Genomic DNA, 22717 nt, shown 5'->3' with positions numbered 1-22717 from the left:
GCGAGGAACACAAGGCTAAAAAACGCCGTAAAAAGAAACCGCACTTTGCCAAGCAAAAGTGCGGTCGTTTTAGAAGGTGTTTTTAATCTGTGTGCCCACTCAAGAAGCCACCGCTTTGGTGCTGCCATAATTTGGCGTAGAGACCGTTTTGTACGAGCAATTCGGCATGGGTACCTTGTTCCACGATTTGTCCGTGATCCAACACAATCAGACGATCCATCGCGGCAATCGTGGATAAACGGTGAGCGATGGCGATAACGGTTTTGTTTTCCATCATTTTATCCAAACTTTCTTGAATCGCCGCTTCCACTTCGGAATCCAGCGCGCTGGTGGCTTCGTCCAATAACAAAATCGGTGCATCTTTCAACATCACGCGGGCAATGGCGATACGTTGACGTTGCCCACCGGAAAGTTTCACGCCACGTTCACCAACGTGCGCATCATATCCCTTGCGTCCCTGTGCATCACTTAAAAACGGAATAAAATCCGCCGCTTCTGCACGCGCCGCCGCATCAAACATTTCCTGCTCGGTGGCACTTGGTCTGCCGTACACGATGTTATCACGCACAGAACGGTGCAATAACGACGTATCTTGCGTCACCAAGCCGATTTGACTGCGCAGGCTTTCCTGTTGCACGTCCATGATATTTTGCCCATCAATAGTAATGCTACCTTGCTGCGCTTCATAAAAGCGTAAAAGCAAATTCACAATGGTAGATTTCCCCGCGCCGGAACGCCCAATCAACCCCACTTTTTCACCCGGTTTAATGGTTAAATTAAAATGGCTCAACAAAGGTTTTGCCGGATCGTAGGCAAAACTTAGGTCGTTAAATTTAATCTCTCCACGCGTGACCTTTAACGGTGGGCAATTCGGTTTATCCAAAATGGTCTGCGGCTTGGTCAGCGTATTCATGCCGTCATTTACCGTACCGATATTTTCAAACAAGCGTGCCGATTCCCACATAATCCAACGGGACAAACCATGAACACGCAATGCCATCGCGGTGGACGTGGCAATCGCGCCGACACCGACCAACCCTTGTTGCCATAGCAGTACACCAATGATCGCCGTACTTAAAATCAGCACGACATTATTGATGTAGGTTAAGCTGTCTAGCGAGGTTGCCAAACGCATTTGGGCATGTACCGTGACCATAAATTCTTCCATGGAACGCTTAGCGTAACCCGCTTCACGAGCACCATGAGAAAACAATTTTACGGTAGCAATATTGGAATAGGCATCGGTGATTCGCCCCGTCATTAATGAACGGGCATCTGCCTGACGTTGAGCCGTTTTGGAAAGACGGGGAATTAACAAACGCAAAATGGTGATAAACAGCACAATCCAAACGAAGAAAGGCACGAGGAACCAACTATCCAATGATGCCAACACTAAGCCTGAGGTCACAAAATACACCACCACATAAACCAACATATCGGCGATCGTCAGCACCGTATCACGCACCGCTAAAGCCGTCTGCATGACTTTGGCAGACACCCGTCCGGCAAATTCGTCTTGGTAAAAACTTAAACTTTGTCCCAACATCAGACGATGGAAATTCCAACGCAGGCGCATCGGAAACACGCCTTGTAAGGTTTGCAGACGCACGGAGGAGGCTAAAAACAACCAAATAATGCTGAAGACTAACAAGCCGCCCATCCCCATGAGTAAATGGCCTTTTTCTTGCCATAATGTTACTGGGGTATAAGCCCCCAACCAATCCACCAACAAGCCCATGAATTGGAACAACATGGCTTCCATCACGCCGTTACCAATCGTCAGCACCGCTAACAACAAAATCCAGCCTTTCATGCCCTCAATACTCGACCAAATAAAGCGGAACAAACCGTTTTCCGGTGTTTTCGGCGATTGGTCGGGATAGGGGTTCAAGCGATTCTCAAACCAACTAAAAATTTTATGTAACATATCATCTTTCCTTAAAAACAAAGGGCAACCTTATTCGATGTTGCCCACAAACTGCGGCATATTATAGCCTAAATTGTCTTCAACCCATACTAAAGGGAGACACGTTTACGGTATTGACTTGGACTCATACCGTAAGCACTTTTAAAAGCCTTGCTAAAATGCGCTTCCGATTGATAGCCCACGTCCAACGCCACCGCCAATACACTTTTCTTGCTTTGGTTTAATAATAACGCCGCTTGTTGAAGACGAAGCTGAGTTAAAAATTTACCCGGTGCCATACCGATTTTTTGCTGAAACACCCGCATAAAATTCGCACGCGACATTGCCGCCAACTCGGCCAAAGAATCCATATTCCACGCTTGTTGCGGTGCGCTTAATAACTGTGCCAACACATGACTCAAGCGTTTATCTTGCAACCCCGCCAACACCCCTTGATTGAACTGAGTTGATTGCAATCCGTGGCGCAAAATATAAATAAACAGCACCGTGACCAGTGAATCAATCAAAGATTTCGCCCCACTTTGCGTTTTGTCCGCCTCCTGTTGTAGCACCTGAATCAATGCTAACAACGGCGTATCATGCAAAGACAAATGCAAATATGTAGGCAACGCCTCTATTAACAACGACGGACGACTGTAATACAACATGCCGCAAAACATTTTCAAATCCGGGGAATTCCGCCCAATATGATAAACCTTAAATAAATCCGTCGGCTTTTCTTGCGGTGTTGCCAACATTGGCGCTGTTTTCATTGCCGCCTGTTGCGTTTGACTGGCGATCACGTGCGGTCGATTTTGCGGAAGAAAAAAGACATCGCCGGCTTGCAAATGAATCTGTTGATTTTCCAAACTCAACCAACAATTCCCTTGTTCAATCAAATGAAAAATGCCGACATATTGATTTTCACCAACGTCCTGCTGCACCTGCCAATCACCCTGAAATAAACAACGGACGTTCACTTCTCCGCTGACCTGTGCTAACTGAATAAGTTTATCTAAACAATCCATAATGAGATTTTAAGTATAAAAGTTAAGACGAATTGGCAAGTATGATACAAGAATTTGCCTATAATTTGTTCCGAAATTCAGAACACATTTACAACATATTTAAGGAGAACAAGATGTTTGCAGATTGGAAAAATGATGTTGCCCATGTAAAAAAATCATTCGGCGAATTAGGTAAAAAACACCCGAAAATGTTACAAGCCTACGGCGCACTAAGCGCAGCGGCGGCAGAAGGCGACGTGTTGGATGCTAAAACCCGCGAATTAATTGCCCTTGCAGTGGCCGTCACCACGCGCTGTGAAAGCTGTATCGGCGTACACGCCGCGGAAGCGGTAAAAGCCGGTGCAACCGAAGAAGAAGTAGCCGCAGCCTTAGCGATGTCAATCGCACTCAATGCCGGCGCAGCTTACACCTATTCTTTACGCGCATTAGAAGCCTATAATACGCAGAAAGACTAACTTCATTTATTAGGAACTTTATATCATCGGCACCTTTTATAGGTGCCGATTTTTTTATAAAAAACAAGATGAAAAACCACCGCACTTTTACGGCAAGAGAAGGTCTTCCATTTGTTTAACCACCTCTTCCACTTCAATTTCCGCCATTAAATTTTGCCCTTTTAACTTGGTTGCCCAAGGCAATTGCGCTGAAGGTTTGCCGTATTCTTTTTGTGCATTTTGTTCATACACGGAAACCACATTATCTAAATTGTTGTAAGGTCCGGTGCGGAGCGGATTATGGTAGGCATACAGTCCGATAACGGGCGTCCCTTGTGTTGTAGCAATATGCGCCGGACCGGAATCCGGTGAAATCACTAAATCTACTTCACGAATTAATGCGGTAAGTTGAGTTAAAGATAACTTGCCAGCCACATCTACAAACTCAAAATTGCATAAGGTTTTTATTTCCTCAATCATCGCCAATTCACGTGGCGCGGGTGAGCTGCATAAAATCACATTGATATCATGTTGATGTGCCCAATTTGCCACTGCAGCATAACGTTCCACCAGCCAGTCTTTTTCTTTTTTGCTGGAACAAGGTGAAATCAGCAGATTTTTGCGATGTGGATCAAGATATTCTCGTACGACCGTTAAATCTGCCTCCGTCACCAGTAAATCCCACTCAGGCTGAGACGAGGGGACACCAAGATAGTCAGTAAATGCCATAAACCCGTCTAATACATGCGGCTTAGCAGGATCATGAATTCGTTGATTCGTAAACAACCACTGCCCTTCTCGTGCCCGTTGCTTACCGAAACCAATACGGTATTTCGCATGGATTCCGAGAGATAAAATGGAAGCTCGAAAGGCTGTTTGCATATTCAAAAGTGCATCAAACCGACGATGTTTCAATTGCCGCCATAAATTCCACACACCACGCCAACCGCTCTTTTTATCGTACACAATAAATTCAATGCCCGACACATGGCGAAATAACTGCGCTTCCGTTTTACCAATAATCCACGTAATTTGGGTGTTCGGCCAATAACGTTGAATATGTTGCACTGCCGCTAACGCATGACAAACGTCACCGATAGCGGATAAACGTAGAATGCAGAGAGATTGAGGTGCTTGGGAGAAAAGTGCCATGGGGATTTGTTATCTCGGTTAAACTTGGGAATCGGCTTATTTTAAAGTAGAATGCGTCTATCCGCTATCTCATTTTCATCACTTAAAATGCTTGAATTTCAACTCAAAAACGACTTTTTTCTCTTTAATTTTGATCAACCGCTGGCAAACCAAGATCTGTTTTTTAATCCAACATTTTGGCAACAACACAATCGCATTATCGGCTCCGCCAAAGGGCGTGGTACTACGTGGTTTCTCCAAACCGCAGATTTATTTGGCGTAAACACGGCATTACGACATTATTATCGTGGTGGCTTGTGGGGAAAAATCAACAAAGATCGTTATCGCTTCAACGATTTGAACCATACTCGTAGCATGGTGGAATTCAACTTACTCAATCAATTACATCAAGCTGGTTTACCGGTGCCGAAACCGATTGGGGCTCGGGTGCATAAGGGGAATTTAGGCATTTGTTATCAAGCCGATTTATTAAGTGAAAAAGTAGAAAATGCCCAAGATCTGACCGCACTTTTACAACATCACGCCCTTGAACCCAAACAATGGCAACAAATCGGCGGGCTTATTCGCCGCTTACACGATTTGCAAATCTGCCACACGGACCTGAACGCCCACAATATTCTGTTTCAACAAAACGAAAGCGACAACCAATTCTGGCTCATCGACTTCGATAAGTGCGGTGAAAAATCCGGAAGTTTTTGGAAAGACGCAAACTTACAACGATTACATCGTTCTTTTACTAAAGAAGTGGAACGAATGCATATTCAGTTTAATGAGCAGAATTGGCGGGATTTACTCGAGGGATATTCAAGCTAAGGAGAAAATGCTAGTGCAGGCAAAATACATGCACTAGTGACATAGTAAGTTACAGATACCTACGCACCTAACTCTCGTTTATGCTGCAACGCCTTTAACACGGCTGGCGGAACAAGTTGGCTCATGTCGCCGTTATGAAGATAAATTTCACGAATCATCGTAGAAGACACATAAGACCATTGCTCGACCGGTGGGAAAAATAGGCTCTCAACACCATGCGTCAACAAACGGTTAAGATGGGCTAACTGAACTTCATATTCAAAATCTGTCGTACTGCGCACACCGCGAATAATCGCTTTGACATGATATTCCGCAATGGTGTCCGCCAATAAATTATTAAACCCAATCACTTCCACATTTGGCAAATGCGCTGTTGATTGACGTACCAACTCTACCCGCTCCGCCAAACTGAATAACGGTTTCTTACTTGGGCTTTCGGCTATGGCTACCAAAACGTGAGAAAAAAGCACCGCACTTCGCTCAATAATATTTAAATGCCCATTGGTTAAGGGGTCAAAAGTACCGGGATAAATTACCGTTGTCATTTAGTTTGCCTCATTCAAATAAGGTTTTAACAAATCCATCACTCGTTGCAACGCACCGCGATTTTCATTTAGTACTGCATAACCCGCATTACCATAACGTTGGCTAAGCGTCGGTGATTCTAAAAACTGTGCGACAGCTTCTGCCACGGCTTGAGGACTTTCTTCCGTCATTAACACACCTTGACGCGCTTCCAACTTTGCAAATATTTCAGGAAAATTAAAGGTATGTTTACCACTAATCACCGGCAATTTAAAGGCTAACGGCTCCAACGGATTATGTCCACCATGAGCCACCAAACTACCACCTACCAAGGCGACATCTGCCATGCCATATAGCAACATCAGCTCACCCATACTATCACCGAGCAACACTTGGGTTTCTGCCTGCGGCGCCAGATGAGTACTACGACGAATATAATTAAAACGTTGTTGTTCAATAAGCTGTGCAACGGAATTAAAACGTTCAGGATGACGAGGGACTAAAATCAGTAATAAATCGGGAAAACGCTGCAGTAAAGTGCGGTGGCTTTTTAAGATGATTTCATCCTCGCCTTCATGGGTGCTCGCCGCAATCCAAATAGGGCGACCAGCATTCCATTGGGTTTTTAATGCCGAAATGTTAGCCAATAAATCGTCTGTTAAATTTAAATCGTATTTAATGTTGCCGGTCAATTTTAAGCGTTCTGGCACAATCCCTAATTGAGCGTAACGCGATAAACTCACCTCATCTTGCGGAGCAATTAAAGTGATATTCTCTAAAAGCGGTTTTAATGCCTTTTTAAACCAACCATAACGCTTGGTAGAACGCGCGGATAAGCGAGCATTCACAATAACAAATGGAATTTGTTTCTTGGCCAGTTGGTGAATCAGGTTAAACCAAAGTTCCGTTTCAATCACCACGACTAAACTTGGCTGCACAAAACGAATAAAGCGTGCAACGGCATCAGGTAAATCATAAGGCAAATAAACGTGAGTAACACTTTCTCCAAAGACCGCTTTAACGCGATCAGAACCGGTAGGTGTCATGGTGGTGATGGTAATCGGCAAATGCGGATAATCGTGCTGAATACGCTTAATCAGTGGCACTGCAGCGATGACCTCTCCCACAGAAGCGGCATGAATAAGCACACCATTAGGTTTAGGCGAAGACAACTTACAATACAAGCCATAACGTTCACTCAAACGTTTACGGGAATTAGATTCTTTTATACTACCAGCCAGGAGTGACAACCACAAAAATGGCTGGGCAAGATACATTACACAGGTATAAAAAAAACGTAACATAGAAAATACGCCGGCTTATGTTAGAATTGCGAAAATTAATAATGATAAACAAGCGCTTAGTATAAGCGTTTGCAACAGATTCACAAAGGATAAAAACATGCCTACTATCAGTGTTGCAATGATTGTCAAAAATGAGGCCCATCACCTCGCATCTTGCTTAGATACGGTGAAAGATTGGGTAGATGAAATCATCATTTTAGACTCCGGCAGTACAGACGATACGCAACGCATCGCCGAACAATACGGCGCAAAATTTTACCAGAATATTGATTGGCCTGGCTTTGGTAAACAACGCCAATTGGCTCAACAACATGTCACCAGTGATTATGTACTATGGTTAGACGCAGACGAACGAGTCACACCAGAATTACGCCAATCCATTCAAAATGCAATAGCACAAGATGCACCAAATACAGCATACAAAATCCCGCGTTTAAGCGAAGTATTTGGTAGCCAAATCCGCTATTCCGGTTGGTATCCCGATTATGTCATTCGTCTGTACCGCAGAGATTTCGCCCACTATGGCGATCAATTAGTGCATGAAAAAGTCGAGTTACCTGACAATGCTAAGATTCAAAAATTAAATGGCGATTTGCTTCATTACACTTATCAGGATATTCATCATTATCTCGTCAAATCTGCCGGCTATGCCAAGGCGTGGGCAGACCAACGAGAAAAAGCGGGTAAAAAAGCCACCTTATGGCAAGGCATAACCCATGCTATCGGTTGTTTTGTAAAAATGTATTTTATTCGATTAGGTTTCTTGGATGGTAAGGCAGGATTATTATTAGCAATTCTTTCTGCACACTCTACTTTTGTAAAATACGCAGATTTATGGGTTAGAAACAGAACTAAATAAGAGCGAAATCTTGCGATATTTTAAATATTCTAATGCTAAAAATAAAAAAGGTCGAATGAAAACATTCGACCTTTTGATTAATAAATTAAAAATCTTATTCCGCTACAGCTTCTTCAGTAGAAACTTCCGGACGATCAACTAACTCAATGTAAGCCATTGGTGCATTATCGCCTGCACGGAAACCACATTTAAGAATGCGGGTGTAACCACCTGCACGCTGAGCAAAACGTGGACCTAATTCATTAAATAATTTTGCAACAGTTTCAATATTGCGTGTACGAGCAAAAGCTAAGCGGCGATTTGCCACAGAATCTACTTTTGCTAAAGTAATTAACGGCTCAACTACTCGACGTAATTCTTTTGCTTTAGGCAAAGTCGTTTTAATGATCTCATGACCAATTAAAGAACTTGCCATATTACGGAACATCGCTTGACGATGACTGCTATTACGGTTTAGTTGACGACCACTCTTACGATGGCGCATAACCTTATCCTTCTCAGAAAAATCTTTAACCTACGACCAAACTAGTCTTCAGCAATACTTGCTGGTGGCCAATTTTCAAGGCGCATACCTAGTGATAAGCCTCTTGAAGCGAGCACATCCTTAATTTCAGTAAGTGATTTTTTACCCAAATTAGGAGTTTTTAACAACTCAACTTCTGTACGTTGAACTAAATCACCGATATAGTGAATTGTTTCTGCTTTCAAACAGTTAGCAGAACGAACTGTCAACTCTAAGTCATCAACAGGACGAAGCAGAATCGGATCGAATTCAGGCTTCTCTTCCTTAACTTCAGGTTGACGAACATCACGCAAATCAACGAATGCATCAAGCTGTTCTGCTAAAATTGTTGCTGCACGACGAATCGCATCCTCAGGATCAATGGTACCATTTGTTTCTAGCTCAATAACCAATTTATCTAAATCGGTTCGTTGTTCAACACGTGCTGCCTCAACATTGTAAGCAATACGGTCAATTGGGCTATAACAAGCATCTACTAATAAACGTCCAATTGGACGGTCCTCATCTTGATTCTGAGTACGAGCAGATGCTGGGACATATCCTCTACCACGCTGGACACGAATGCGCATATTAATTGACGCATTCTCATCTGTTAAATGGCAAATGACATGTTCAGGATTTACAATTTCAACATCACCATCATGGGTAATGTTTGCAGCAACAACAGGGCCAATTCCAGACTTACTAAGTGTCAAAAGAACATCATCTTTATTTTGTACCTTTACAGCTAAACCTTTTAAGTTTAGCAGTACTTCGATAATATCTTCTTGTACACCTTCTTTACTACTATATTCATGCAGTACACCATCAATCTCTACTTCAGTAACAGCACAACCTGGCATTGAAGATAAAAGAATTCGACGTAATGCATTTCCTAGAGTATGACCGAAACCACGCTCTAAAGGCTCTAAGATCACCTTAGCCTGAGTTGAGCTAATTTGCTCAATATCAACTAAACGTGGTTTTAAAAATTCTGTAACAGAACCCTGCATTTTATCCTCTCTTTGCTTCTAAGCTCTATTATTTAGAATAAAGCTCAACGATCAGATGTTCATTAATGTCTGCTGATAAATCAGAACGCTCAGGAACACGTTTGAATACACCTTCCATTTTAGCAGCATCAACTTCTAACCAAGTTGGTTTTTCTTTCTGTTCTGCTAATTCTAATGATGCTTTAATACGTGCTTGTTTTTTAGATTTTTCACGAACAGAAATCACATCATCAACTGAAACCTGGAAAGATGGGATGTTTACCACACGACCATTAACAACGATAGCTTTATGACTCACTAACTGGCGAGCTTCAGCACGAGTTGCTGCAAATCCCATACGATAAACTACATTATCCAATCGACCTTCAAGTAATACTAATAGATTTTCACCTGTATTACCCTTTAATCGATTTGCTTCTTTGTAGTAATTACGGAATTGACGTTCTAAAATACCGTACATACGGCGAACTTTTTGTTTCTCACGTAACTGACTACCATAGTCAGATAAACGTGGCTTACGTGCACCATGTTGACCTGGCGCAGTATCAATTTTACATTTTGAATCAATCGCACGAACGCCTGATTTAAGAAATAAATCAGTACCTTCACGGCGGCTTAGCTTGAGTTTAGGACCCAAATATCTTGCCATTTTCTTTCTCCAACTATCCTATAACGTCATTAAACACGACGTTTTTTCGGTGGACGACAACCGTTATGAGGAATCGGAGTCACATCAGTAATATTCGTAATACGGAAACCTGCCGCATTTAATGCACGAATAGTTGACTCACGACCAGGACCAGGTCCTTTTACCATAACTTCCAAGTTTTTCAAGCCGAATTCTTTTACAACTTCAGCACAACGTTCAGCAGCAACCTGTGCAGCAAACGGGGTGGATTTACGAGAACCACGGAAACCTGAACCACCTGCGGTAGCCCAAGCGAGGGCATTACCTTGACGATCAGTTATAGTAACGATTGTGTTATTGAAAGATGCGTGAATATGTGCAACGCCATCTACAACTTGTTTTTTTACACGTTTACGTGCACGAACTGGTGTTTTTGCCATCTTAATTTACCCCGACTATTTTTTGATCGGCTTACGAGGACCCTTGCGGGTACGCGCATTAGTTTTAGTACGTTGACCACGTACCGGTAAACTACGACGATGACGTAAACCACGATAACAACCTAAATCTAATAGGCGTTTAATGTTAAGTGTTACTTCACGACGTAAATCCCCTTCGACGGTAAATTTACCAACTTCGTCACGCAGTTTGTCAATCTGCTCTTCAGACAATTCGCTGATCTTAACATCTTCGGCAATACCCGCAGCAGCACAAATGCTTTTTGAGCGTGTTTTGCCAATACCGTAAATTGCAGTTAAAGCGATTACAGCGTGTTTATGATCAGGAATGTTAATGCCTGCAATACGGGCCACTATGCACTCCTATTGTTAATTAGTTGACACTCTGATCTTGAAAAGCCCGTTTTCAGGATACTCAAACAGAGCGTCAAGGAAATAAATGAGTTGGGTAGTATATATACCCAACCTGTTCTTTGCAAGAAAAATATCAACTAACCTTGACGTTGCTTATGCTTAGGATCGCTACAAAGTACACGAACAACACCTTCGCGTTTAACAATCTTACAGTTACGACATAATTTCTTAACGGAAGCACGAACTTTCATTGCTTATCCTTTTTAATAATTGGACTATTGTCCAAAACCTTTGAGGTTTGCTTTTTTCAACGCAGATTCATATTTTGTAGACATCAAATGACTCTGAATCTGAACGATGAAATCCATAATGACCACCACAACAATTAGCAAAGAGGTACCGCCAAAATAAAACTGCACATTCCAAGCTGATGTCATGATATAAGGAACTAAACAAACAAATGTGACATATAGACCACCAATAAGAGTTAATCTAGTCATAATTTTATCGATATACCGAGATGTTTGTTCCCCAGGTCTAATTCCAGGTATAAATGCACCTGATTTTTTCAAGTTATCTGCTGTATCTCTAGGATTATATTGCATTGCAGTATAGAAAAAGCTAAAGAAGATAATTGCAGTAGCATAAACAATCAAGTATAAAGGTTGCCCAGGATGCAATAACATTGATAAATCAGTTAGCCATTCTAAGCTTGACCCTTGCCCAACCCATTGAGTTAATGTTGCTGGGAAAAGAATTATACTTGATGCAAAAATTGCTGGGATAACACCTGCCATATTCACTTTTAATGGAAGATGAGTCGTATGTCCCCCCAAGATTTGTCTACCTTGTTGGCGTTTAGCATACTCAATTTTAATTCTTCTTTGCCCTCGTTCTACGAAAACAACAAAATAAGTAACTACGAAGACAATTACAGCAATTAATATAAGAACAAGAAAATGCATCTGACCAAGACGAGCTTGCTCAATTGTTTGACCTACAGCCGCAGGCAATCCTGCCACAATACCAGCAAAGATAATTAAAGAAATGCCATTCCCAATACCACGCTCTGTAATTTGCTCGCCTAGCCACATTAAAAACATGGTTCCTGTAACTAAACTAATCACGGCAGTGAAATAGAACCCAAACCCTAGATTCGGAACTAGGCCTGGTAGCATGTTAGGTAAACCCGTTGAAATACCAACCGCCTGCAAGGTAGCAAGAACAACCGTAGAATAACGGGTATACTTACTAATTTTACGACGACCAGATTCACCTTCCTTTCTTAACTCAGCAAGTGCTGGATGAACCGATGCTAACAACTGAATAATAATTGATGCCGAGATATAAGGCATAATGCCCAAAGCAAAAATAGAAGCTCGGCTCAATGCACCACCAGAGAACATATTAAACATATCAATGATGGTGCCTTTTTGCTGTTCAATTAATTGAGCTAACACAGCTGCATCTATACCAGGAACCGGAATGAACGAACCAATACGGAAAACAATAAGCGCTCCAAGAACAAATAATAATCTGCTTCTCAGTTCACTTTTACCGTCTTGAACACTTCTCGTTTGATAGCCTGGTTGCTTAGCCATTAATTATTCCTCAATTGAACCGCCAACAGCCTCAATAGCTGCTTTAGCGCCTTTAGTAACACGTAATCCACGAACAACTAACTTAACTTTAACTTCACCAGCTAAAATTACCTTAGCAAACTGAATATCCTTAGTTAAAATATTAGCTGCTTTTAGTGTCTCTAAAGTTACAATGCCATTTTCAATTTTGTTTAGGTCATCTAAACGAACTTCTGCTGTTACTGCAGACTTCATTGAAGTAAAACCAAATTTAGGTAAACGACGATATAAAGGCATTTGACCACCTTCAAACCCGCGACGAACACCGCCACCGGTACGAGATTTTTGACCTTTATGACCACGTCCACCGGTTTTACCTAAACCAGAACCGATACCACGACCAAGACGTTTAGCACTATGCTTAGCACCTTCAGCCGGAGATAGAGTATTTAAACGCATCTATTACTCCTCCACTTTAACCATATATGAAATCTGGTTAATCATTCCACGTACTGCTGGAGTATCAATTAACTCAACAGTATGATGCATATGGCGAAGACCAAGACCACGTAGCGTAGCTTTATGCTTCGGTAAACGAGCAATAGAACTACGAACTTGCGTTACTTTAATAGTTTTAGCCATTATTAATTACCCCAAAATTTCATCAACTGATTTACCACGTTTAGCAGCAACCATTTCTGGTGATTTCATATTTGCTAAAGCATCAATAGTTGCACGAACAACATTGATTGGGTTAGTTGAACCATAAGCCTTTGACAATACGTTACGTACGCCAGCAACTTCTAACACAGCACGCATTGCACCACCGGCAATGATACCGGTACCCTCACTAGCAGGTTGCATAAATACTCTAGAACCTGTATGGACACCCTTAACAGGGTGCTGCAATGTTCCTTCAGTTAAAGTTACATTGATCATATTACGACGCGCCTTCTCCATCGCCTTTTGAATAGCTGCAGGAACTTCACGCGCTTTGCCATATCCAAAACCGACACGACCATTACCATCGCCCACTACGGTCAACGCAGTGAAACTCATGATACGACCACCTTTCACAGTTTTAGATACGCGGTTTACCGCAATTAGCTTCTCTTGCAGTTCACCAGCTTGTTTTTCGATGTTTGACATCTCAAATTACCTCAATTAGAACTGTAGACCAGCTTCACGAGCAGCATCCGCTAAAGATTGGACACGGCCATGATATTTAAAACCAGAACGATCAAAAGCCACGTCTTTAACGCCTTTTGCTAATGCTCTTTCCGCAACAACTTTACCGACAACAGCGGCTGCTTCCTTATTTCCGGTATATTTCACTTGCTCACTAATTGCTTTCTCAACAGTAGAAGCAGCTGCAAGCACTTCCGAACCGTTTGGTGCGATGACTTGAGCGTAGATATGACGTGGAGTACGATGAATAACTAAACGAGTTACTCCCTGCTCTCTCATCATATGACGCGCACGAGCCGCACGACGGATACGAGCTGATTTCTTATCCATAGTGTTACCTTAATTATTTCTTCTTAGCTTCTTTAATACGTACCACTTCATCAGCGTAACGTACCCCTTTACCTTTATACGGTTCAGGGCGACGATAAGCACGAATATCTGCAGCAACTTGACCAATTAACTGTTTATCTGAGCCTTTCAAAACAATTTCAGTTTGAGAAGGACACTCAGCAGTAATTCCTGCAGGTAAAACATGCTCAACAGGGTGAGAAAATCCAAGACTTAAAGCAACAGCATTTCCCTTAATTTGAGCTCTATAACCTACACCTACTAATTGTAGTTTTCTTGTAAATCCTTCAGTCACACCGATAACCATGGAATTAACTAATGCTCTAGCAGTACCTGACTGAGCATTACCACCTTCAATACCTTCGCGAGGTGAAAATGTTAATTCATTATTTTCATGCTTAACTTCTACTGAATGATGAATAGAGCGAGACAACTCACCATTTTTACCTTTAATTGTTAGTAACTGTCCGTTAAGTTTTACCTCAACACCGGCAGGAATACTAACAGGTGCTTTTGCAACACGAGACATTTTCCTACCTCTCCATTAAGCTACATAACAAATGATCTCACCGCCTAAACCCGCTTGACGAGCGGCACGGTCAGTCATTACACCTTTAGATGTAGATACTACAGCAATACCTAAACCACCCATTACTTTTGGTAATTCGTCTTTACGTTTGTAAATACGAAGACCTGGGCGACTTACACGCTGAATACTCTCTACAACCGGTTTATTTTGGAAATATTTTAATGTAATTTCCAATTCAGGTTTTACACCTTCAACTACTTTAACGCTTTCGATATAACCTTCGCTAGCTAATACATTGGCAATTGCAACTTTTAGCTTGGATGAAGGCATACTGATCGCAACTTTATTCGCAGCTTGACCGTTACGAATACGGGTCAACATATCTGCGATAGGATCTTGCATACTCATTGTGCTTTTACTCCGATTCCAAATTAAAGTGGCATATTACCAGCTAGCTTTCTTAAGGCCTGGGATTTCACCGCGCATAGCAGCTTCACGAACCTTAATACGGCTTAAACCAAACTTACGAAGAACGCCGTGAGGACGTCCAGTTTGACGACAACGGTTACGTTGACGACTAGGGCTAGAATCACGTGGTAAAGTTTGTAACTTCATCACGGCATTCCAACGATCTTCGTCAGAGGCATTAACGTCAGAAATAATTTTTTTCAATTCTACGCGTTGCGCATAAAATTTTTCAGCCAATTTGACGCGCTTTACATCGCGTGCTTTCATTGATTGTTTAGCCATTTGCAACCTGCCTTACTTACGGAATGGGAAATTAAAGGCAGCCAATAGTGCTCGACCTTCTTCATCATTCTTAGCTGTTGTGGTAATAGTAATATCTAAACCACGTACACGATCTACTTTATCGTAGTCGATTTCAGGGAAGATGATTTGCTCACGCACACCCATACTGTAATTTCCACGGCCATCAAATGATTTCGCGCTTAAACCGCGGAAGTCACGAATACGTGGAACAGCAATTGTAATTAAACGTTCTAAGAACTCCCACATACGTTCACCACGTAGTGTTACTTTACAACCGATTGGATATCCCTGACGGATTTTAAAGCCTGCAACAGACTTGCGAGCTTTAGTAACCAAAGGTTTTTGACCGCTAATTGCTGCTAAATCTGCTACTGCATTATCTAGCAATTTTTTATCGGTCAATGCTTCACCCACACCCATATTTAGGGTTATCTTTTCGATTCGTGGGACTTGCATGACAGATGAGTAGTTGAATTTAGTTTTCAATTCATTTACTACTTGATCTCTGTAGTAATCATGCAGTTTCGCCATCGCATTACTCCAGTTTGTTAAATAATTTCATTGTTAGATTTGAAGAAACGTACTTTTTTGCCATCTTCGAATCTAAAACCTACTCGGTCAGCTTTATTTGTTGTTGGGTTGAAAATTGCAACGTTTGATACATCAATTGCAGCCTCTTTCTTCACTAAACCACCTTCTTTACCTAATGCAGGTACTGGTTTTTCATGTTTAGTGATGATATTTACGCCTTCAACAATCACTTTACCATTAGATAACACTTTTGTTACCTTGCCGCGCTTACCTTTGCTTTTGCCGGTAAGCACAATTACTTCATCATTTTGACGGATTTTTGCAGCCATTACATTCTCCTTACAGTACTTCTGGAGCTAAAGAAATGATCTTCATGAATTTCTCAGAACGAAGTTCACGAGTCACCGGTCCAAAAATACGAGTACCGATTGGTTGCTCAGTGTTATTATTTAAAATTACACAAGCATTACCATCGAAACGAATAACTGACCCATCTGGGCGACGAACACCCTTCTTGGTGCGCACAACAACTGCTTTTAACACATCACCTTTTTTTACTTTACCACGTGGAATTGCTTCTTTTACGGTAATTTTGATGATGTCGCCAATAGCAGCATAACGACGGTGCGATCCACCTAGAACCTTGATACACATTACGCTACGAGCCCCTGAGTTATCAGCAACATCCAGCATAGTCTGTTCTTGGATCATATTAGTGCTCCGTTAAATTAAAAAACCACCCTTGCGGGACGAACCTTCCGAAAATACACATTAAATAAATGTATATGACGGAGAGGTGGCGGAGTTTAGCAAAATTAGATACAAAAAGCAACGGGATTTTATTTCTAAAAATTTACTTATAGGAAAAAATTCCAGTTAGTAAAATCTCATCTCACTCTTATACTTATGTGAGAAAACGGAAGTGCGGTCAGAATTTCAAGCGTTTAAAAAATGAAAAGCCAACAACTTTACGCTATTGGCTTTTATTTTATTACTTTTTGTTGTTAATTAAGCAATTACTGCTTTCTCAACTACACGAACTAAAGTCCATGATTTAGTTTTAGAAATCGGACGACATTCGCGAACTTCTACTAAATCACCTAATTTAGCTTCGTTATTTTCATCGTGCACATGTAGTTTAGTTGTGCGGCGGATAAACTTACCATAAAGTGGGTGTTTAACCTTGCGTTCAATAGCAACAACGAAAGACTTCTCCATCTTGTCACTTACTACACGACCTTGCACGCTACGAATTTTATCAGTCATTACTCACCCGCCTTTTCGGTTAGAACAGTTTTAATTTGTGCAATACTACGACGCACTTGTTTTAACTGATGGGTTTGTTGAAGCTGACCGGTGGCTGCTTGCATACGCAACTTGAATTGCTCACCTAACAAGTTAACCAATTCAGCATTCAGCTCTTCAACACTTTTTGTACGTAGTTCTTGAGCTTTCATTACATCACCGTCTTAGTTACGAAAGTGGTCTTAATTGGCAATTTAGCAGCTGCTAAAGCAAATGCCTCTCTTGCGATCTCTTCAGACACACCATCCATTTCATAGAGAACTTTACCCGGCTGGATTAAGGCTACCCAGTACTCAACGTTACCTTTACCTTTACCCATACGGACTTCTAGTGGTTTTTCAGTAATTGGTTTATCTGGGAATACACGAATCCAGATTTTACCTTGACGTTTTACTGCACGAGTCATCGCACGACGAGCGGCTTCAATTTGACGCGCAGTTAAACGACCACGACCAACTGCTTTTAAACCGAAAGTACCGAAGCTAACTTCTGTACCGCCCGCGATACCGCGGTTACGGCCTTTGTGAACTTTACGGAATTTTGTACGTTTTGGTTGCAACATTTAGCGATTCTCCTTACTTACGACCTTTACCGCGCGGAGCCTTTTTAGGCTTGTCGGCAGGTTGTTGTTCCGGTTGCGCTAGCGCAGCCATTCCACCAAGAATCTCACCTTTGAAGATCCATACTTTAACGCCGATTACGCCGTATGTAGTATGAGCTTCTGCAGTGTTATAGTCGATGTCCGCACGCAATGTATGTAGAGGCACGCGACCTTCACGATACCATTCGGAACGAGCAATTTCAGCACCGCCCAAACGACCGCTAACTTCAACTTTGATACCTTTAGCGCCTAAACGCATTGCATTTTGTACCGCTTTCTTCATAGCACGACGGAACATAACACGACGTTCTAATTGTGAAGCGATGCTGTCTGCAACTAATTTTGCATCTAATTCAGGTTTTTTCACTTCAGCGATGTTGATTTGAGCAGGAACGCCGGCAATTTTTGCCACTGCATTACGCAATTTTTCAACATCTTCGCCTTTTTTACCAATAACGATACCTGGGCGAGCTGTGTGAATAGTAACACGAATACTTTTCGCAGGACGTTCAATAGTGATACGTGAAACGGAAGCATTCGCTAATTCTTTGTTTAAGAATTGACGTACTTTGAAATCGCCTTCAAGATTGTCAGCGAAGTCTTGTGTATTCGCAAACCAAGTAGAGCTCCAAGGTTTTACAATACCTAGGCGAATACCATGTGGATGTACTTTTTGACCCATTGTTATTCCTCTACGATTAACGATCTGACACAACCACAGTAATGTGGCTTGTACGTTTTAAAATACGATCTGCACGACCTTTAGCACGTGGCATAACACGTTTCATGCTTGGACCTTCATCTACGAAAATCTTCGCAACTTTAAGATCATCGATATCTGCACCGTCATTGTGCTCAGCATTAGCAATCGCTGACTCAAGAACTTTCTTCACTAAAGCAGATGCTTTTTTATTCGTGTAAGTAAGAATTTCTAGAGCTTGAGCAACTTTCTTGCCACGGATTAAATCCGCAACTAAGCGAGCTTTTTGCGCTGAAGTGCGAGCGTAACGATGTTTTGCAATAGTTTCCATCTTTTACCCCTTACTTCTTAGCTTTCTTGTCCGCAGCGTGACCGCGGTAAGTACGAGTCGGTGCAAATTCGCCTAATTTATGACCGATCATTTCATCAGAAACATAAACAGGAACATGCTGACGACCATTATGGACTGCGATGGTCAATCCAATCATTGATGGAATGATCATTGAACGACGGGACCAAGTTTTAATTGGTTTTTTATCCCCGCTTTCCACCGCCTTCTCTACCTTCTTCAACAAGTGTAGGTCAAGGAAAGGACCTTTCTTGAGAGAACGTGGCATGGCTTATCCTCTTATTTAATTAAAATTATTTACCACGACGACGTACGATATATTTATCAGTACGTTTGTTATGGCGAGTTTTCTTACCTTTAGTTTGAACGCCCCAAGGTGTTACTGGGTGTTTACCAAAGTTACGACCTTCACCACCACCGTGCGGGTGATCTACTGGGTTCATTGCAGTACCACGAACTGTAGGGCGTACACCTCTCCAGCGGTTAGCACCGGCTTTACCCAATACGCGAAGCATATGCTCTGAGTTGCCTACTTCACCAATGGTGGCAGAACATTCAGCTAATACTTTACGCATCTCACCAGAACGGAGACGTAAAGTCACATAGTTACCTTCACGGGCAATGATCTGTACATAAGCGCCGGCTGAACGAGCAATTTGACCGCCCTTGCCTGGTTTTAATTCAACGTTATGTACGGTAGAACCAACCGGGATATTACGCATTGGTAATGAGTTACCAACTTTAATTGGCGCATGTGCACCCGCTTGGATTTGATCACCTGCAGCCAAACCTTTTGGTGCTAAGATATAACGACGTTCACCGTCTTTATAAAGCACTAAAGCAATATTTGCAGAACGATTCGGATCGTATTCTAAACGTTCAACAACACCAGGAATGTCTAATTTATTACGTTTAAAATCAATTAAACGATAGTGTTGTTTGTGACCGCCACCGATGTGACGAGTAGTAATACGACCATAGTTGTTACGACCACCGGTTTTAGATTTAGTATCTAAAAGCGCAGCAAAAGGTTTACCTTTATGCAACTCAGGGTTAACAACTTTAACAACATGACGACGACCAGCGGAGGTCGGCTTACATTTAACGATAGCCATTATCTTCTACTCCTCCGTAATTACTCTGCTGCGCCTTCAACGAAGTCCAAAGATTGTCCTTCTTGAAGTGTAACATAAGCTTTTTTCCAGTCACTGCGACGTCCCATCTTAGCACCACGGCGTTTAGTTTTACCTTTCACCACAACGGTACGAACAGAATCCACTTTCACTTCAAAAAGTTGCTCTACTGCATTAGCAATTTCTACTTTATTCGCATCTAAAGCGACTTTGAAAACGATTGTGTTTGACTTCTCAGCGTTATTTGTTGCTTTCTCAGAGACATGTGGTGCTTTAAGCACTTTTAGCAAACGTTCTTGACTCATGCTAACATCTCCTCAATTTGCTTCACAGCATCCACAGTTACAACTACTTTATCGAAAGCAATTAAACTTACCGGATCGATACCTTGAGCATCACGAACATCTACTTTGTATAAGTTGCGTGCTGCCAAGAATAGATTTTCATCTAAACTTGCTGTGATGATTAACACATCTTCAAGTGCTAATTCTTTTAATTTTTGTACTAATACTTTGGTTTTTGGTGCATCAATTTCAAATTTATCAACAACAACTAAACGATCTTGACGAACAAGCTCGGAAAGAATGCTCTTGATTGCACCGCGGTACATTTTCTTGTTCACTTTTTGGCTGTGATCTTGTGGTTTCGCTGCGAAAGTCACACCACCAGAACGCCAAATTGGTGATTTGATATCACCGGAACGAGCACGACCTGTACCTTTTTGACGCCAAGGTTTTTTACCTGAACCGGACACTTCAGCACGAGTTTTTTGTGCACGAGAACCTTGACGAGCACCTGCTGCATAAGCAACAACAACTTGGTGAATCAACGCTTCGTTAAACTCACGGCCGAAGGTAGTTTCAGAAACAGTGAGTGCATTAGCACCAACAACTTGTAATTCCATCTCTATCTCCTAGACCTATGCTTTAACTGCCGGCTTAACGATAACATCGCTACCAGTAGCACCAGGAACGGCACCTTTTACTAATAACAATTTACGCTCAGCATCTACACGAACAACTTCAAGGGATTGAACGGTTACACGTTCATTACCTAAGTGCCCTGCCATTTTTTTACCTTTAAACACACGACCCGGAGTTTGGTTTTGACCAATAGAACCGAGAACACGATGTGATAAAGAGTTACCGTGGGTAGCATCTTGAGTACGGAAGTTCCAACGTTTAACACCACCTTGGAAACCTTTACCTTTAGAAGTACCGGTAACATCAACTTTTTTAACATCTGCAAAGATGTCAACGTTAATTTCTTGACCTAAAGTGAATTCTTCACCTTCAGTACGAAATTCCCATAAACCGCGACCAGCTTCAACGCCAGCTTTCACGAAATGGCCCGCTTCAGGCTTCGTTACACGACTTGCTTTTTTAGAGCCAGTGGTAACTTGAACTGCAGTATAGCCATCGTTTTCAAGAGTTTTAACTTGAGTTACGCGGTTGGCTTCGATTTCGATAACGGTAACCGGTACAGACACACCATCTTCATTGAAGATACGGGTCATACCGACTTTACGACCGACTAAACCAATCATTGTAATAACCTCTTAATTAACCTAGGCTGATCTGCACGTCAACGCCGGCAGCCAAGTCTAAACGCATTAAAGCATCAACAGTTTTTTCTGTTGGCTCAACAATATCAACTAAACGTTTGTGAGTACGGATTTCATATTGGTCACGCGCATCTTTATTTACGTGTGGAGAAATCAATACTGTGAAACGCTCTTTACGAGTTGGTAAAGGAATCGGACCACGCACTTGCGCACCGGTACGTTTAGCTGTTTCAACGATCTCCGCTGTGGATTGATCGATCAAACGATGATCAAACGCTTTAAGGCGGATACGGATTCTTTGGTTCTGCATGAGACCAGAGCTCCAATAAATTTAGCTAATAAAAAAACTAACACCATCACAATTCTTACATCAAAACAACAAGAAAAGGAGGTGCAAGCTACCTGTTATATAGTCCCCAAATCGGAGACATTGTTAGTATTACATATCGTAATACCCGTTTAATAAATGATTACATTAAACGGCTTCTATAATTAAAGCCCGTGAATTCTACTAAAACCTCGTCTTCACTGCAAGCCTTTTCTTACTTTTTACATCAATAAAGTGCGGTGAATTTCAAAAACGTTTTCTAAAACGACCGCACTTTATTGATGAAAAAGCGAATTACAACGGCAATTCGGTAGTAGATTTAATGGTTTTTAGCGATACTTCTGACTTTAACGTTTTAATGCCGATCTCTTTGGTTAAATATTTGGTTTTTATGGCGTGAAATTCATCCAAATCGGATACCAACATTTTTAAAATAAAATCATAACTTCCCGCCATCAAATGACATTCTGTGATTTGCGGAATCAATTTCACTTCAAAAATGAACCGCTCTTTGAGGGCAGGATCTTCTTCAAAAAATGTACCCTGCACATAAACAAGCAAATTGCGGTTTAATTTTTTAGGATTCAATAACGCCGTATAACCATCGATTACACCGCTTTCTTCTAAATGGTTTACTCGACGCAAGCAAGCAGAATTTGACAGCCCGATTTCTTTGGCGAGCTCATTATTTTGTAAGCGCCCGTTGCGCTGTAAAGCCTTTAAAATGCGCGTATCAATGTTATCGAATAATTTCTTAAACATAAAAAATCCCTTTTTTAGGAAAGAAAATGCGTGCGCATTATAACAAGGCCAC

At 41.7% G+C, this 22717-nt stretch carries 37 protein-coding genes; 3 read left to right on the top strand and 34 right to left on the bottom strand.

Annotated features, from left to right (window positions below; translation table 11 throughout):
- Nucleotides 1–82: 82 nt before the first annotated feature.
- Both DQN58_RS03260 and DQN58_RS03255 read right to left on the bottom strand, forming a co-directional pair.
- On the bottom strand, nucleotides 83–1927 hold the full coding sequence (locus tag DQN58_RS03260; protein WP_005715795.1) for an ABC transporter ATP-binding protein: 1845 nt from the start codon (nucleotides 1925–1927) through the stop codon (nucleotides 83–85).
- An 89-nt stretch (nucleotides 1928–2016) separates the two neighbouring features.
- Nucleotides 2017–2934: a cupin domain-containing protein gene (locus DQN58_RS03255; protein WP_005715793.1), complete on the bottom strand. Its 918-nt coding sequence runs from the start codon at nucleotides 2932–2934 to the stop codon at nucleotides 2017–2019.
- 113 nt (nucleotides 2935–3047) lie between these two features.
- Here DQN58_RS03255 and DQN58_RS03250 point away from each other — a divergent pair, with 113 nt between their 5' ends.
- Nucleotides 3048–3389 carry a carboxymuconolactone decarboxylase family protein gene (locus DQN58_RS03250; protein ID WP_032997740.1) on the top strand — a complete coding sequence of 114 codons (342 nt, stop codon included), beginning with the start codon at nucleotides 3048–3050 and terminating at the stop codon, nucleotides 3387–3389.
- An 87-nt stretch (nucleotides 3390–3476) separates the two neighbouring features.
- On the opposite strand, the gene DQN58_RS03245 is transcribed toward DQN58_RS03250, so the two are convergent.
- Complete coding sequence (locus DQN58_RS03245) at nucleotides 3477–4520, bottom strand: glycosyltransferase family 9 protein (RefSeq protein ID WP_005715790.1); 1044 nt, start codon at nucleotides 4518–4520, stop codon at nucleotides 3477–3479.
- An 87-nt stretch (nucleotides 4521–4607) separates the two neighbouring features.
- Between DQN58_RS03245 and DQN58_RS03240 the strand changes: the two genes are divergently transcribed.
- Nucleotides 4608–5333: a 3-deoxy-D-manno-octulosonic acid kinase gene (locus tag DQN58_RS03240; RefSeq protein WP_005715788.1), complete on the top strand. Its 726-nt coding sequence runs from the start codon at nucleotides 4608–4610 to the stop codon at nucleotides 5331–5333.
- A gap of 59 nt (nucleotides 5334–5392) precedes the next feature.
- Here the strand turns inward: DQN58_RS03240 and coaD are convergent, their stop codons facing one another.
- Nucleotides 5393–5878, bottom strand: a complete 486-nt coding sequence (coaD, locus tag DQN58_RS03235; protein WP_005715787.1) for a pantetheine-phosphate adenylyltransferase — start codon at nucleotides 5876–5878, stop codon at nucleotides 5393–5395.
- Nucleotides 5879–7162: a lipid IV(A) 3-deoxy-D-manno-octulosonic acid transferase gene (waaA, locus tag DQN58_RS03230; RefSeq protein ID WP_032997739.1), complete on the bottom strand. Its 1284-nt coding sequence runs from the start codon at nucleotides 7160–7162 to the stop codon at nucleotides 5879–5881. It abuts the gene before it with no gap.
- A 97-nt stretch (nucleotides 7163–7259) separates the two neighbouring features.
- Between waaA and DQN58_RS03225 the strand changes: the two genes are divergently transcribed.
- Nucleotides 7260–8021: a glycosyltransferase family 2 protein gene (locus tag DQN58_RS03225; RefSeq protein ID WP_005715783.1), complete on the top strand. Its 762-nt coding sequence runs from the start codon at nucleotides 7260–7262 to the stop codon at nucleotides 8019–8021.
- A gap of 94 nt (nucleotides 8022–8115) precedes the next feature.
- Here the strand turns inward: DQN58_RS03225 and rplQ are convergent, their stop codons facing one another.
- The 29 genes from rplQ to DQN58_RS03080 all read right to left on the bottom strand — a co-directional run bounded on the left by rplQ (nucleotide 8116) and on the right by DQN58_RS03080 (nucleotide 22665).
- Nucleotides 8116–8505 (bottom strand): 50S ribosomal protein L17, encoded by a 390-nt coding sequence (rplQ, locus tag DQN58_RS03220; RefSeq protein WP_005715780.1) that lies wholly within the window; start codon nucleotides 8503–8505, stop codon nucleotides 8116–8118.
- A 41-nt stretch (nucleotides 8506–8546) separates the two neighbouring features.
- Complete coding sequence (locus DQN58_RS03215; RefSeq protein WP_005715778.1) at nucleotides 8547–9536, bottom strand: DNA-directed RNA polymerase subunit alpha; 990 nt, start codon at nucleotides 9534–9536, stop codon at nucleotides 8547–8549.
- 28 nt (nucleotides 9537–9564) lie between these two features.
- Complete coding sequence (rpsD, locus tag DQN58_RS03210; RefSeq protein WP_005715776.1) at nucleotides 9565–10185, bottom strand: 30S ribosomal protein S4; 621 nt, start codon at nucleotides 10183–10185, stop codon at nucleotides 9565–9567.
- Nucleotides 10186–10214: 29 nt separating this feature from the next.
- Entirely contained in the window at nucleotides 10215–10604 is a 390-nt protein-coding gene (gene rpsK, locus DQN58_RS03205) for a 30S ribosomal protein S11 (protein WP_005701868.1), read from the bottom strand.
- Between the two features lie 15 nt (nucleotides 10605–10619).
- Nucleotides 10620–10976: a 30S ribosomal protein S13 gene (rpsM, locus tag DQN58_RS03200; RefSeq protein WP_005548758.1), complete on the bottom strand. Its 357-nt coding sequence runs from the start codon at nucleotides 10974–10976 to the stop codon at nucleotides 10620–10622.
- A gap of 137 nt (nucleotides 10977–11113) precedes the next feature.
- A complete protein-coding gene (rpmJ, locus tag DQN58_RS03195) occupies nucleotides 11114–11227 on the bottom strand; it encodes a 50S ribosomal protein L36 (protein ID WP_005548767.1) in 114 nt (37 codons plus the stop codon).
- A gap of 24 nt (nucleotides 11228–11251) precedes the next feature.
- Complete coding sequence (gene secY, locus DQN58_RS03190; RefSeq protein WP_005715771.1) at nucleotides 11252–12577, bottom strand: preprotein translocase subunit SecY; 1326 nt, start codon at nucleotides 12575–12577, stop codon at nucleotides 11252–11254.
- Between the two features lie 3 nt (nucleotides 12578–12580).
- Nucleotides 12581–13015 carry a 50S ribosomal protein L15 gene (gene rplO, locus DQN58_RS03185; protein WP_005715768.1) on the bottom strand — a complete coding sequence of 145 codons (435 nt, stop codon included), beginning with the start codon at nucleotides 13013–13015 and terminating at the stop codon, nucleotides 12581–12583.
- Between the two features lie 3 nt (nucleotides 13016–13018).
- Nucleotides 13019–13198 carry a 50S ribosomal protein L30 gene (gene rpmD / locus DQN58_RS03180; protein ID WP_005715766.1) on the bottom strand — a complete coding sequence of 60 codons (180 nt, stop codon included), beginning with the start codon at nucleotides 13196–13198 and terminating at the stop codon, nucleotides 13019–13021.
- Between the two features lie 6 nt (nucleotides 13199–13204).
- Complete coding sequence (gene rpsE / locus DQN58_RS03175) at nucleotides 13205–13705, bottom strand: 30S ribosomal protein S5 (protein WP_005715763.1); 501 nt, start codon at nucleotides 13703–13705, stop codon at nucleotides 13205–13207.
- Between the two features lie 15 nt (nucleotides 13706–13720).
- The gene (rplR, locus tag DQN58_RS03170) at nucleotides 13721–14074 is read right to left on the bottom strand and encodes a 50S ribosomal protein L18 (RefSeq protein WP_005715761.1); all 354 of its coding nucleotides are present in this window, start codon (nucleotides 14072–14074) and stop codon (nucleotides 13721–13723) included.
- 13 nt (nucleotides 14075–14087) lie between these two features.
- Nucleotides 14088–14621 carry a 50S ribosomal protein L6 gene (rplF, locus tag DQN58_RS03165; protein ID WP_005715756.1) on the bottom strand — a complete coding sequence of 178 codons (534 nt, stop codon included), beginning with the start codon at nucleotides 14619–14621 and terminating at the stop codon, nucleotides 14088–14090.
- Between the two features lie 15 nt (nucleotides 14622–14636).
- Nucleotides 14637–15029 carry a 30S ribosomal protein S8 gene (gene rpsH / locus DQN58_RS03160; RefSeq protein WP_005715755.1) on the bottom strand — a complete coding sequence of 131 codons (393 nt, stop codon included), beginning with the start codon at nucleotides 15027–15029 and terminating at the stop codon, nucleotides 14637–14639.
- Between the two features lie 36 nt (nucleotides 15030–15065).
- Entirely contained in the window at nucleotides 15066–15371 is a 306-nt protein-coding gene (gene rpsN / locus DQN58_RS03155; protein ID WP_005715753.1) for a 30S ribosomal protein S14, read from the bottom strand.
- A gap of 12 nt (nucleotides 15372–15383) precedes the next feature.
- On the bottom strand, nucleotides 15384–15923 hold the full coding sequence (gene rplE, locus DQN58_RS03150; RefSeq protein ID WP_005715751.1) for a 50S ribosomal protein L5: 540 nt from the start codon (nucleotides 15921–15923) through the stop codon (nucleotides 15384–15386).
- A gap of 17 nt (nucleotides 15924–15940) precedes the next feature.
- Entirely contained in the window at nucleotides 15941–16252 is a 312-nt protein-coding gene (gene rplX, locus DQN58_RS03145; RefSeq protein ID WP_005548785.1) for a 50S ribosomal protein L24, read from the bottom strand.
- Nucleotides 16253–16262: 10 nt separating this feature from the next.
- Nucleotides 16263–16634, bottom strand: coding sequence for a 50S ribosomal protein L14 (gene rplN, locus DQN58_RS03140; protein WP_005548786.1), 372 nt, complete (start codon nucleotides 16632–16634; stop codon nucleotides 16263–16265).
- A 297-nt stretch (nucleotides 16635–16931) separates the two neighbouring features.
- Nucleotides 16932–17189, bottom strand: coding sequence for a 30S ribosomal protein S17 (gene rpsQ / locus DQN58_RS03135; RefSeq protein WP_005539352.1), 258 nt, complete (start codon nucleotides 17187–17189; stop codon nucleotides 16932–16934).
- Nucleotides 17189–17380, bottom strand: a complete 192-nt coding sequence (gene rpmC / locus DQN58_RS03130; protein ID WP_005539356.1) for a 50S ribosomal protein L29 — start codon at nucleotides 17378–17380, stop codon at nucleotides 17189–17191. The genes rpsQ and rpmC overlap by 1 nt, the downstream gene beginning before the upstream one ends.
- Nucleotides 17380–17790, bottom strand: a complete 411-nt coding sequence (gene rplP, locus DQN58_RS03125; RefSeq protein ID WP_005715748.1) for a 50S ribosomal protein L16 — start codon at nucleotides 17788–17790, stop codon at nucleotides 17380–17382. The genes rpmC and rplP overlap by 1 nt, the downstream gene beginning before the upstream one ends.
- 13 nt (nucleotides 17791–17803) lie before the next feature.
- The gene (rpsC, locus tag DQN58_RS03120; RefSeq protein ID WP_005715746.1) at nucleotides 17804–18511 is read right to left on the bottom strand and encodes a 30S ribosomal protein S3; all 708 of its coding nucleotides are present in this window, start codon (nucleotides 18509–18511) and stop codon (nucleotides 17804–17806) included.
- Nucleotides 18512–18527: 16 nt separating this feature from the next.
- The gene (rplV, locus tag DQN58_RS03115) at nucleotides 18528–18860 is read right to left on the bottom strand and encodes a 50S ribosomal protein L22 (protein ID WP_005539363.1); all 333 of its coding nucleotides are present in this window, start codon (nucleotides 18858–18860) and stop codon (nucleotides 18528–18530) included.
- Between the two features lie 10 nt (nucleotides 18861–18870).
- Entirely contained in the window at nucleotides 18871–19146 is a 276-nt protein-coding gene (gene rpsS / locus DQN58_RS03110; RefSeq protein ID WP_005539416.1) for a 30S ribosomal protein S19, read from the bottom strand.
- 25 nt (nucleotides 19147–19171) lie between these two features.
- Nucleotides 19172–19993: a 50S ribosomal protein L2 gene (gene rplB / locus DQN58_RS03105; RefSeq protein ID WP_005701883.1), complete on the bottom strand. Its 822-nt coding sequence runs from the start codon at nucleotides 19991–19993 to the stop codon at nucleotides 19172–19174.
- Nucleotides 19994–20013: 20 nt separating this feature from the next.
- A complete protein-coding gene (gene rplW / locus DQN58_RS03100) occupies nucleotides 20014–20316 on the bottom strand; it encodes a 50S ribosomal protein L23 (RefSeq protein WP_005701885.1) in 303 nt (100 codons plus the stop codon).
- Nucleotides 20313–20915, bottom strand: coding sequence for a 50S ribosomal protein L4 (gene rplD, locus DQN58_RS03095; protein WP_005556240.1), 603 nt, complete (start codon nucleotides 20913–20915; stop codon nucleotides 20313–20315). The genes rplW and rplD overlap by 4 nt, the downstream gene beginning before the upstream one ends.
- Before the next feature lie 15 nt (nucleotides 20916–20930).
- A complete protein-coding gene (gene rplC / locus DQN58_RS03090) occupies nucleotides 20931–21557 on the bottom strand; it encodes a 50S ribosomal protein L3 (protein ID WP_005545484.1) in 627 nt (208 codons plus the stop codon).
- Nucleotides 21558–21573: 16 nt separating this feature from the next.
- Complete coding sequence (gene rpsJ, locus DQN58_RS03085) at nucleotides 21574–21885, bottom strand: 30S ribosomal protein S10 (protein WP_001181005.1); 312 nt, start codon at nucleotides 21883–21885, stop codon at nucleotides 21574–21576.
- Between the two features lie 312 nt (nucleotides 21886–22197).
- Nucleotides 22198–22665: an Lrp/AsnC family transcriptional regulator gene (locus DQN58_RS03080; protein WP_005715742.1), complete on the bottom strand. Its 468-nt coding sequence runs from the start codon at nucleotides 22663–22665 to the stop codon at nucleotides 22198–22200.
- Nucleotides 22666–22717 lie beyond the last annotated feature (52 nt).

It is taken from the genome of Aggregatibacter segnis ATCC 33393 (assembly GCF_900476035.1).
In the GTDB taxonomy this organism is placed as follows: domain Bacteria; phylum Pseudomonadota; class Gammaproteobacteria; order Enterobacterales; family Pasteurellaceae; genus Aggregatibacter; species Aggregatibacter segnis.
Note: the sequence above shows the minus strand (reverse complement) of the source record. Positions and strands in the feature narration are given on the sequence as shown.

Excerpts from the sequence above, each read along its gene's own strand:
- rplP (WP_005715748.1), bottom strand. The coding sequence starts at position 17,790 with ATGTTGCAACCAAAACGTACAAAATTCCGTAAAGTTCACAAAGGCCGT.
- rplQ (WP_005715780.1), bottom strand. The coding sequence starts at position 8,505 with ATGCGCCATCGTAAGAGTGGTCGTCAACTAAACCGTAATAGCAGTCAT.
- rplX (WP_005548785.1), bottom strand. The coding sequence starts at position 16,252 with ATGGCTGCAAAAATCCGTCAAAATGATGAAGTAATTGTGCTTACCGGC.
- rplD (WP_005556240.1), bottom strand. The coding sequence starts at position 20,915 with ATGGAATTACAAGTTGTTGGTGCTAATGCACTCACTGTTTCTGAAACT.
- rplC (WP_005545484.1), bottom strand. The coding sequence starts at position 21,557 with ATGATTGGTTTAGTCGGTCGTAAAGTCGGTATGACCCGTATCTTCAAT.
- rplF (WP_005715756.1), bottom strand. The coding sequence starts at position 14,621 with ATGTCTCGTGTTGCAAAAGCACCTGTTAGTATTCCTGCCGGTGTTGAG.
- DQN58_RS03250 (WP_032997740.1), top strand. The coding sequence starts at position 3,048 with ATGTTTGCAGATTGGAAAAATGATGTTGCCCATGTAAAAAAATCATTC.
- DQN58_RS03215 (WP_005715778.1), bottom strand. The coding sequence starts at position 9,536 with ATGCAGGGTTCTGTTACAGAATTTTTAAAACCACGTTTAGTTGATATT.
- rplE (WP_005715751.1), bottom strand. The coding sequence starts at position 15,923 with ATGGCGAAACTGCATGATTACTACAGAGATCAAGTAGTAAATGAATTG.
- rpsC (WP_005715746.1), bottom strand. The coding sequence starts at position 18,511 with ATGGGTCAAAAAGTACATCCACATGGTATTCGCCTAGGTATTGTAAAA.
- rpsK (WP_005701868.1), bottom strand. The coding sequence starts at position 10,604 with ATGGCAAAAACACCAGTTCGTGCACGTAAACGTGTAAAAAAACAAGTT.
- DQN58_RS03255 (WP_005715793.1), bottom strand. The coding sequence starts at position 2,934 with ATGGATTGTTTAGATAAACTTATTCAGTTAGCACAGGTCAGCGGAGAA.
- rpmD (WP_005715766.1), bottom strand. The coding sequence starts at position 13,198 with ATGGCTAAAACTATTAAAGTAACGCAAGTTCGTAGTTCTATTGCTCGT.
- rpmC (WP_005539356.1), bottom strand. The coding sequence starts at position 17,380 with ATGAAAGCTCAAGAACTACGTACAAAAAGTGTTGAAGAGCTGAATGCT.
- rplV (WP_005539363.1), bottom strand. The coding sequence starts at position 18,860 with ATGGAAACTATTGCAAAACATCGTTACGCTCGCACTTCAGCGCAAAAA.
- DQN58_RS03260 (WP_005715795.1), bottom strand. The coding sequence starts at position 1,927 with ATGTTACATAAAATTTTTAGTTGGTTTGAGAATCGCTTGAACCCCTAT.
- rplO (WP_005715768.1), bottom strand. The coding sequence starts at position 13,015 with ATGCGTTTAAATACTCTATCTCCGGCTGAAGGTGCTAAGCATAGTGCT.
- rpsS (WP_005539416.1), bottom strand. The coding sequence starts at position 19,146 with ATGCCACGTTCTCTCAAGAAAGGTCCTTTCCTTGACCTACACTTGTTG.
- DQN58_RS03080 (WP_005715742.1), bottom strand. The coding sequence starts at position 22,665 with ATGTTTAAGAAATTATTCGATAACATTGATACGCGCATTTTAAAGGCT.
- rpmJ (WP_005548767.1), bottom strand. The coding sequence starts at position 11,227 with ATGAAAGTTCGTGCTTCCGTTAAGAAATTATGTCGTAACTGTAAGATT.
- coaD (WP_005715787.1), bottom strand. The coding sequence starts at position 5,878 with ATGACAACGGTAATTTATCCCGGTACTTTTGACCCCTTAACCAATGGG.
- rpsJ (WP_001181005.1), bottom strand. The coding sequence starts at position 21,885 with ATGCAGAACCAAAGAATCCGTATCCGCCTTAAAGCGTTTGATCATCGT.
- rplB (WP_005701883.1), bottom strand. The coding sequence starts at position 19,993 with ATGGCTATCGTTAAATGTAAGCCGACCTCCGCTGGTCGTCGTCATGTT.
- rpsH (WP_005715755.1), bottom strand. The coding sequence starts at position 15,029 with ATGAGTATGCAAGATCCTATCGCAGATATGTTGACCCGTATTCGTAAC.
- secY (WP_005715771.1), bottom strand. The coding sequence starts at position 12,577 with ATGGCTAAGCAACCAGGCTATCAAACGAGAAGTGTTCAAGACGGTAAA.
- waaA (WP_032997739.1), bottom strand. The coding sequence starts at position 7,162 with ATGTTACGTTTTTTTTATACCTGTGTAATGTATCTTGCCCAGCCATTT.
- rpsD (WP_005715776.1), bottom strand. The coding sequence starts at position 10,185 with ATGGCAAGATATTTGGGTCCTAAACTCAAGCTAAGCCGCCGTGAAGGT.
- rplR (WP_005715761.1), bottom strand. The coding sequence starts at position 14,074 with ATGGATAAGAAATCAGCTCGTATCCGTCGTGCGGCTCGTGCGCGTCAT.
- rpsE (WP_005715763.1), bottom strand. The coding sequence starts at position 13,705 with ATGTCAAACATCGAAAAACAAGCTGGTGAACTGCAAGAGAAGCTAATT.
- DQN58_RS03240 (WP_005715788.1), top strand. The coding sequence starts at position 4,608 with ATGCTTGAATTTCAACTCAAAAACGACTTTTTTCTCTTTAATTTTGAT.
- rpsN (WP_005715753.1), bottom strand. The coding sequence starts at position 15,371 with ATGGCTAAACAATCAATGAAAGCACGCGATGTAAAGCGCGTCAAATTG.
- DQN58_RS03245 (WP_005715790.1), bottom strand. The coding sequence starts at position 4,520 with ATGGCACTTTTCTCCCAAGCACCTCAATCTCTCTGCATTCTACGTTTA.
- DQN58_RS03225 (WP_005715783.1), top strand. The coding sequence starts at position 7,260 with ATGCCTACTATCAGTGTTGCAATGATTGTCAAAAATGAGGCCCATCAC.
- rpsQ (WP_005539352.1), bottom strand. The coding sequence starts at position 17,189 with ATGACTGATAAAATTCGTAGCGTGCAAGGTCGTGTAGTAAGTGACAAG.
- rplN (WP_005548786.1), bottom strand. The coding sequence starts at position 16,634 with ATGATCCAAGAACAGACTATGCTGGATGTTGCTGATAACTCAGGGGCT.
- rplW (WP_005701885.1), bottom strand. The coding sequence starts at position 20,316 with ATGAGTCAAGAACGTTTGCTAAAAGTGCTTAAAGCACCACATGTCTCT.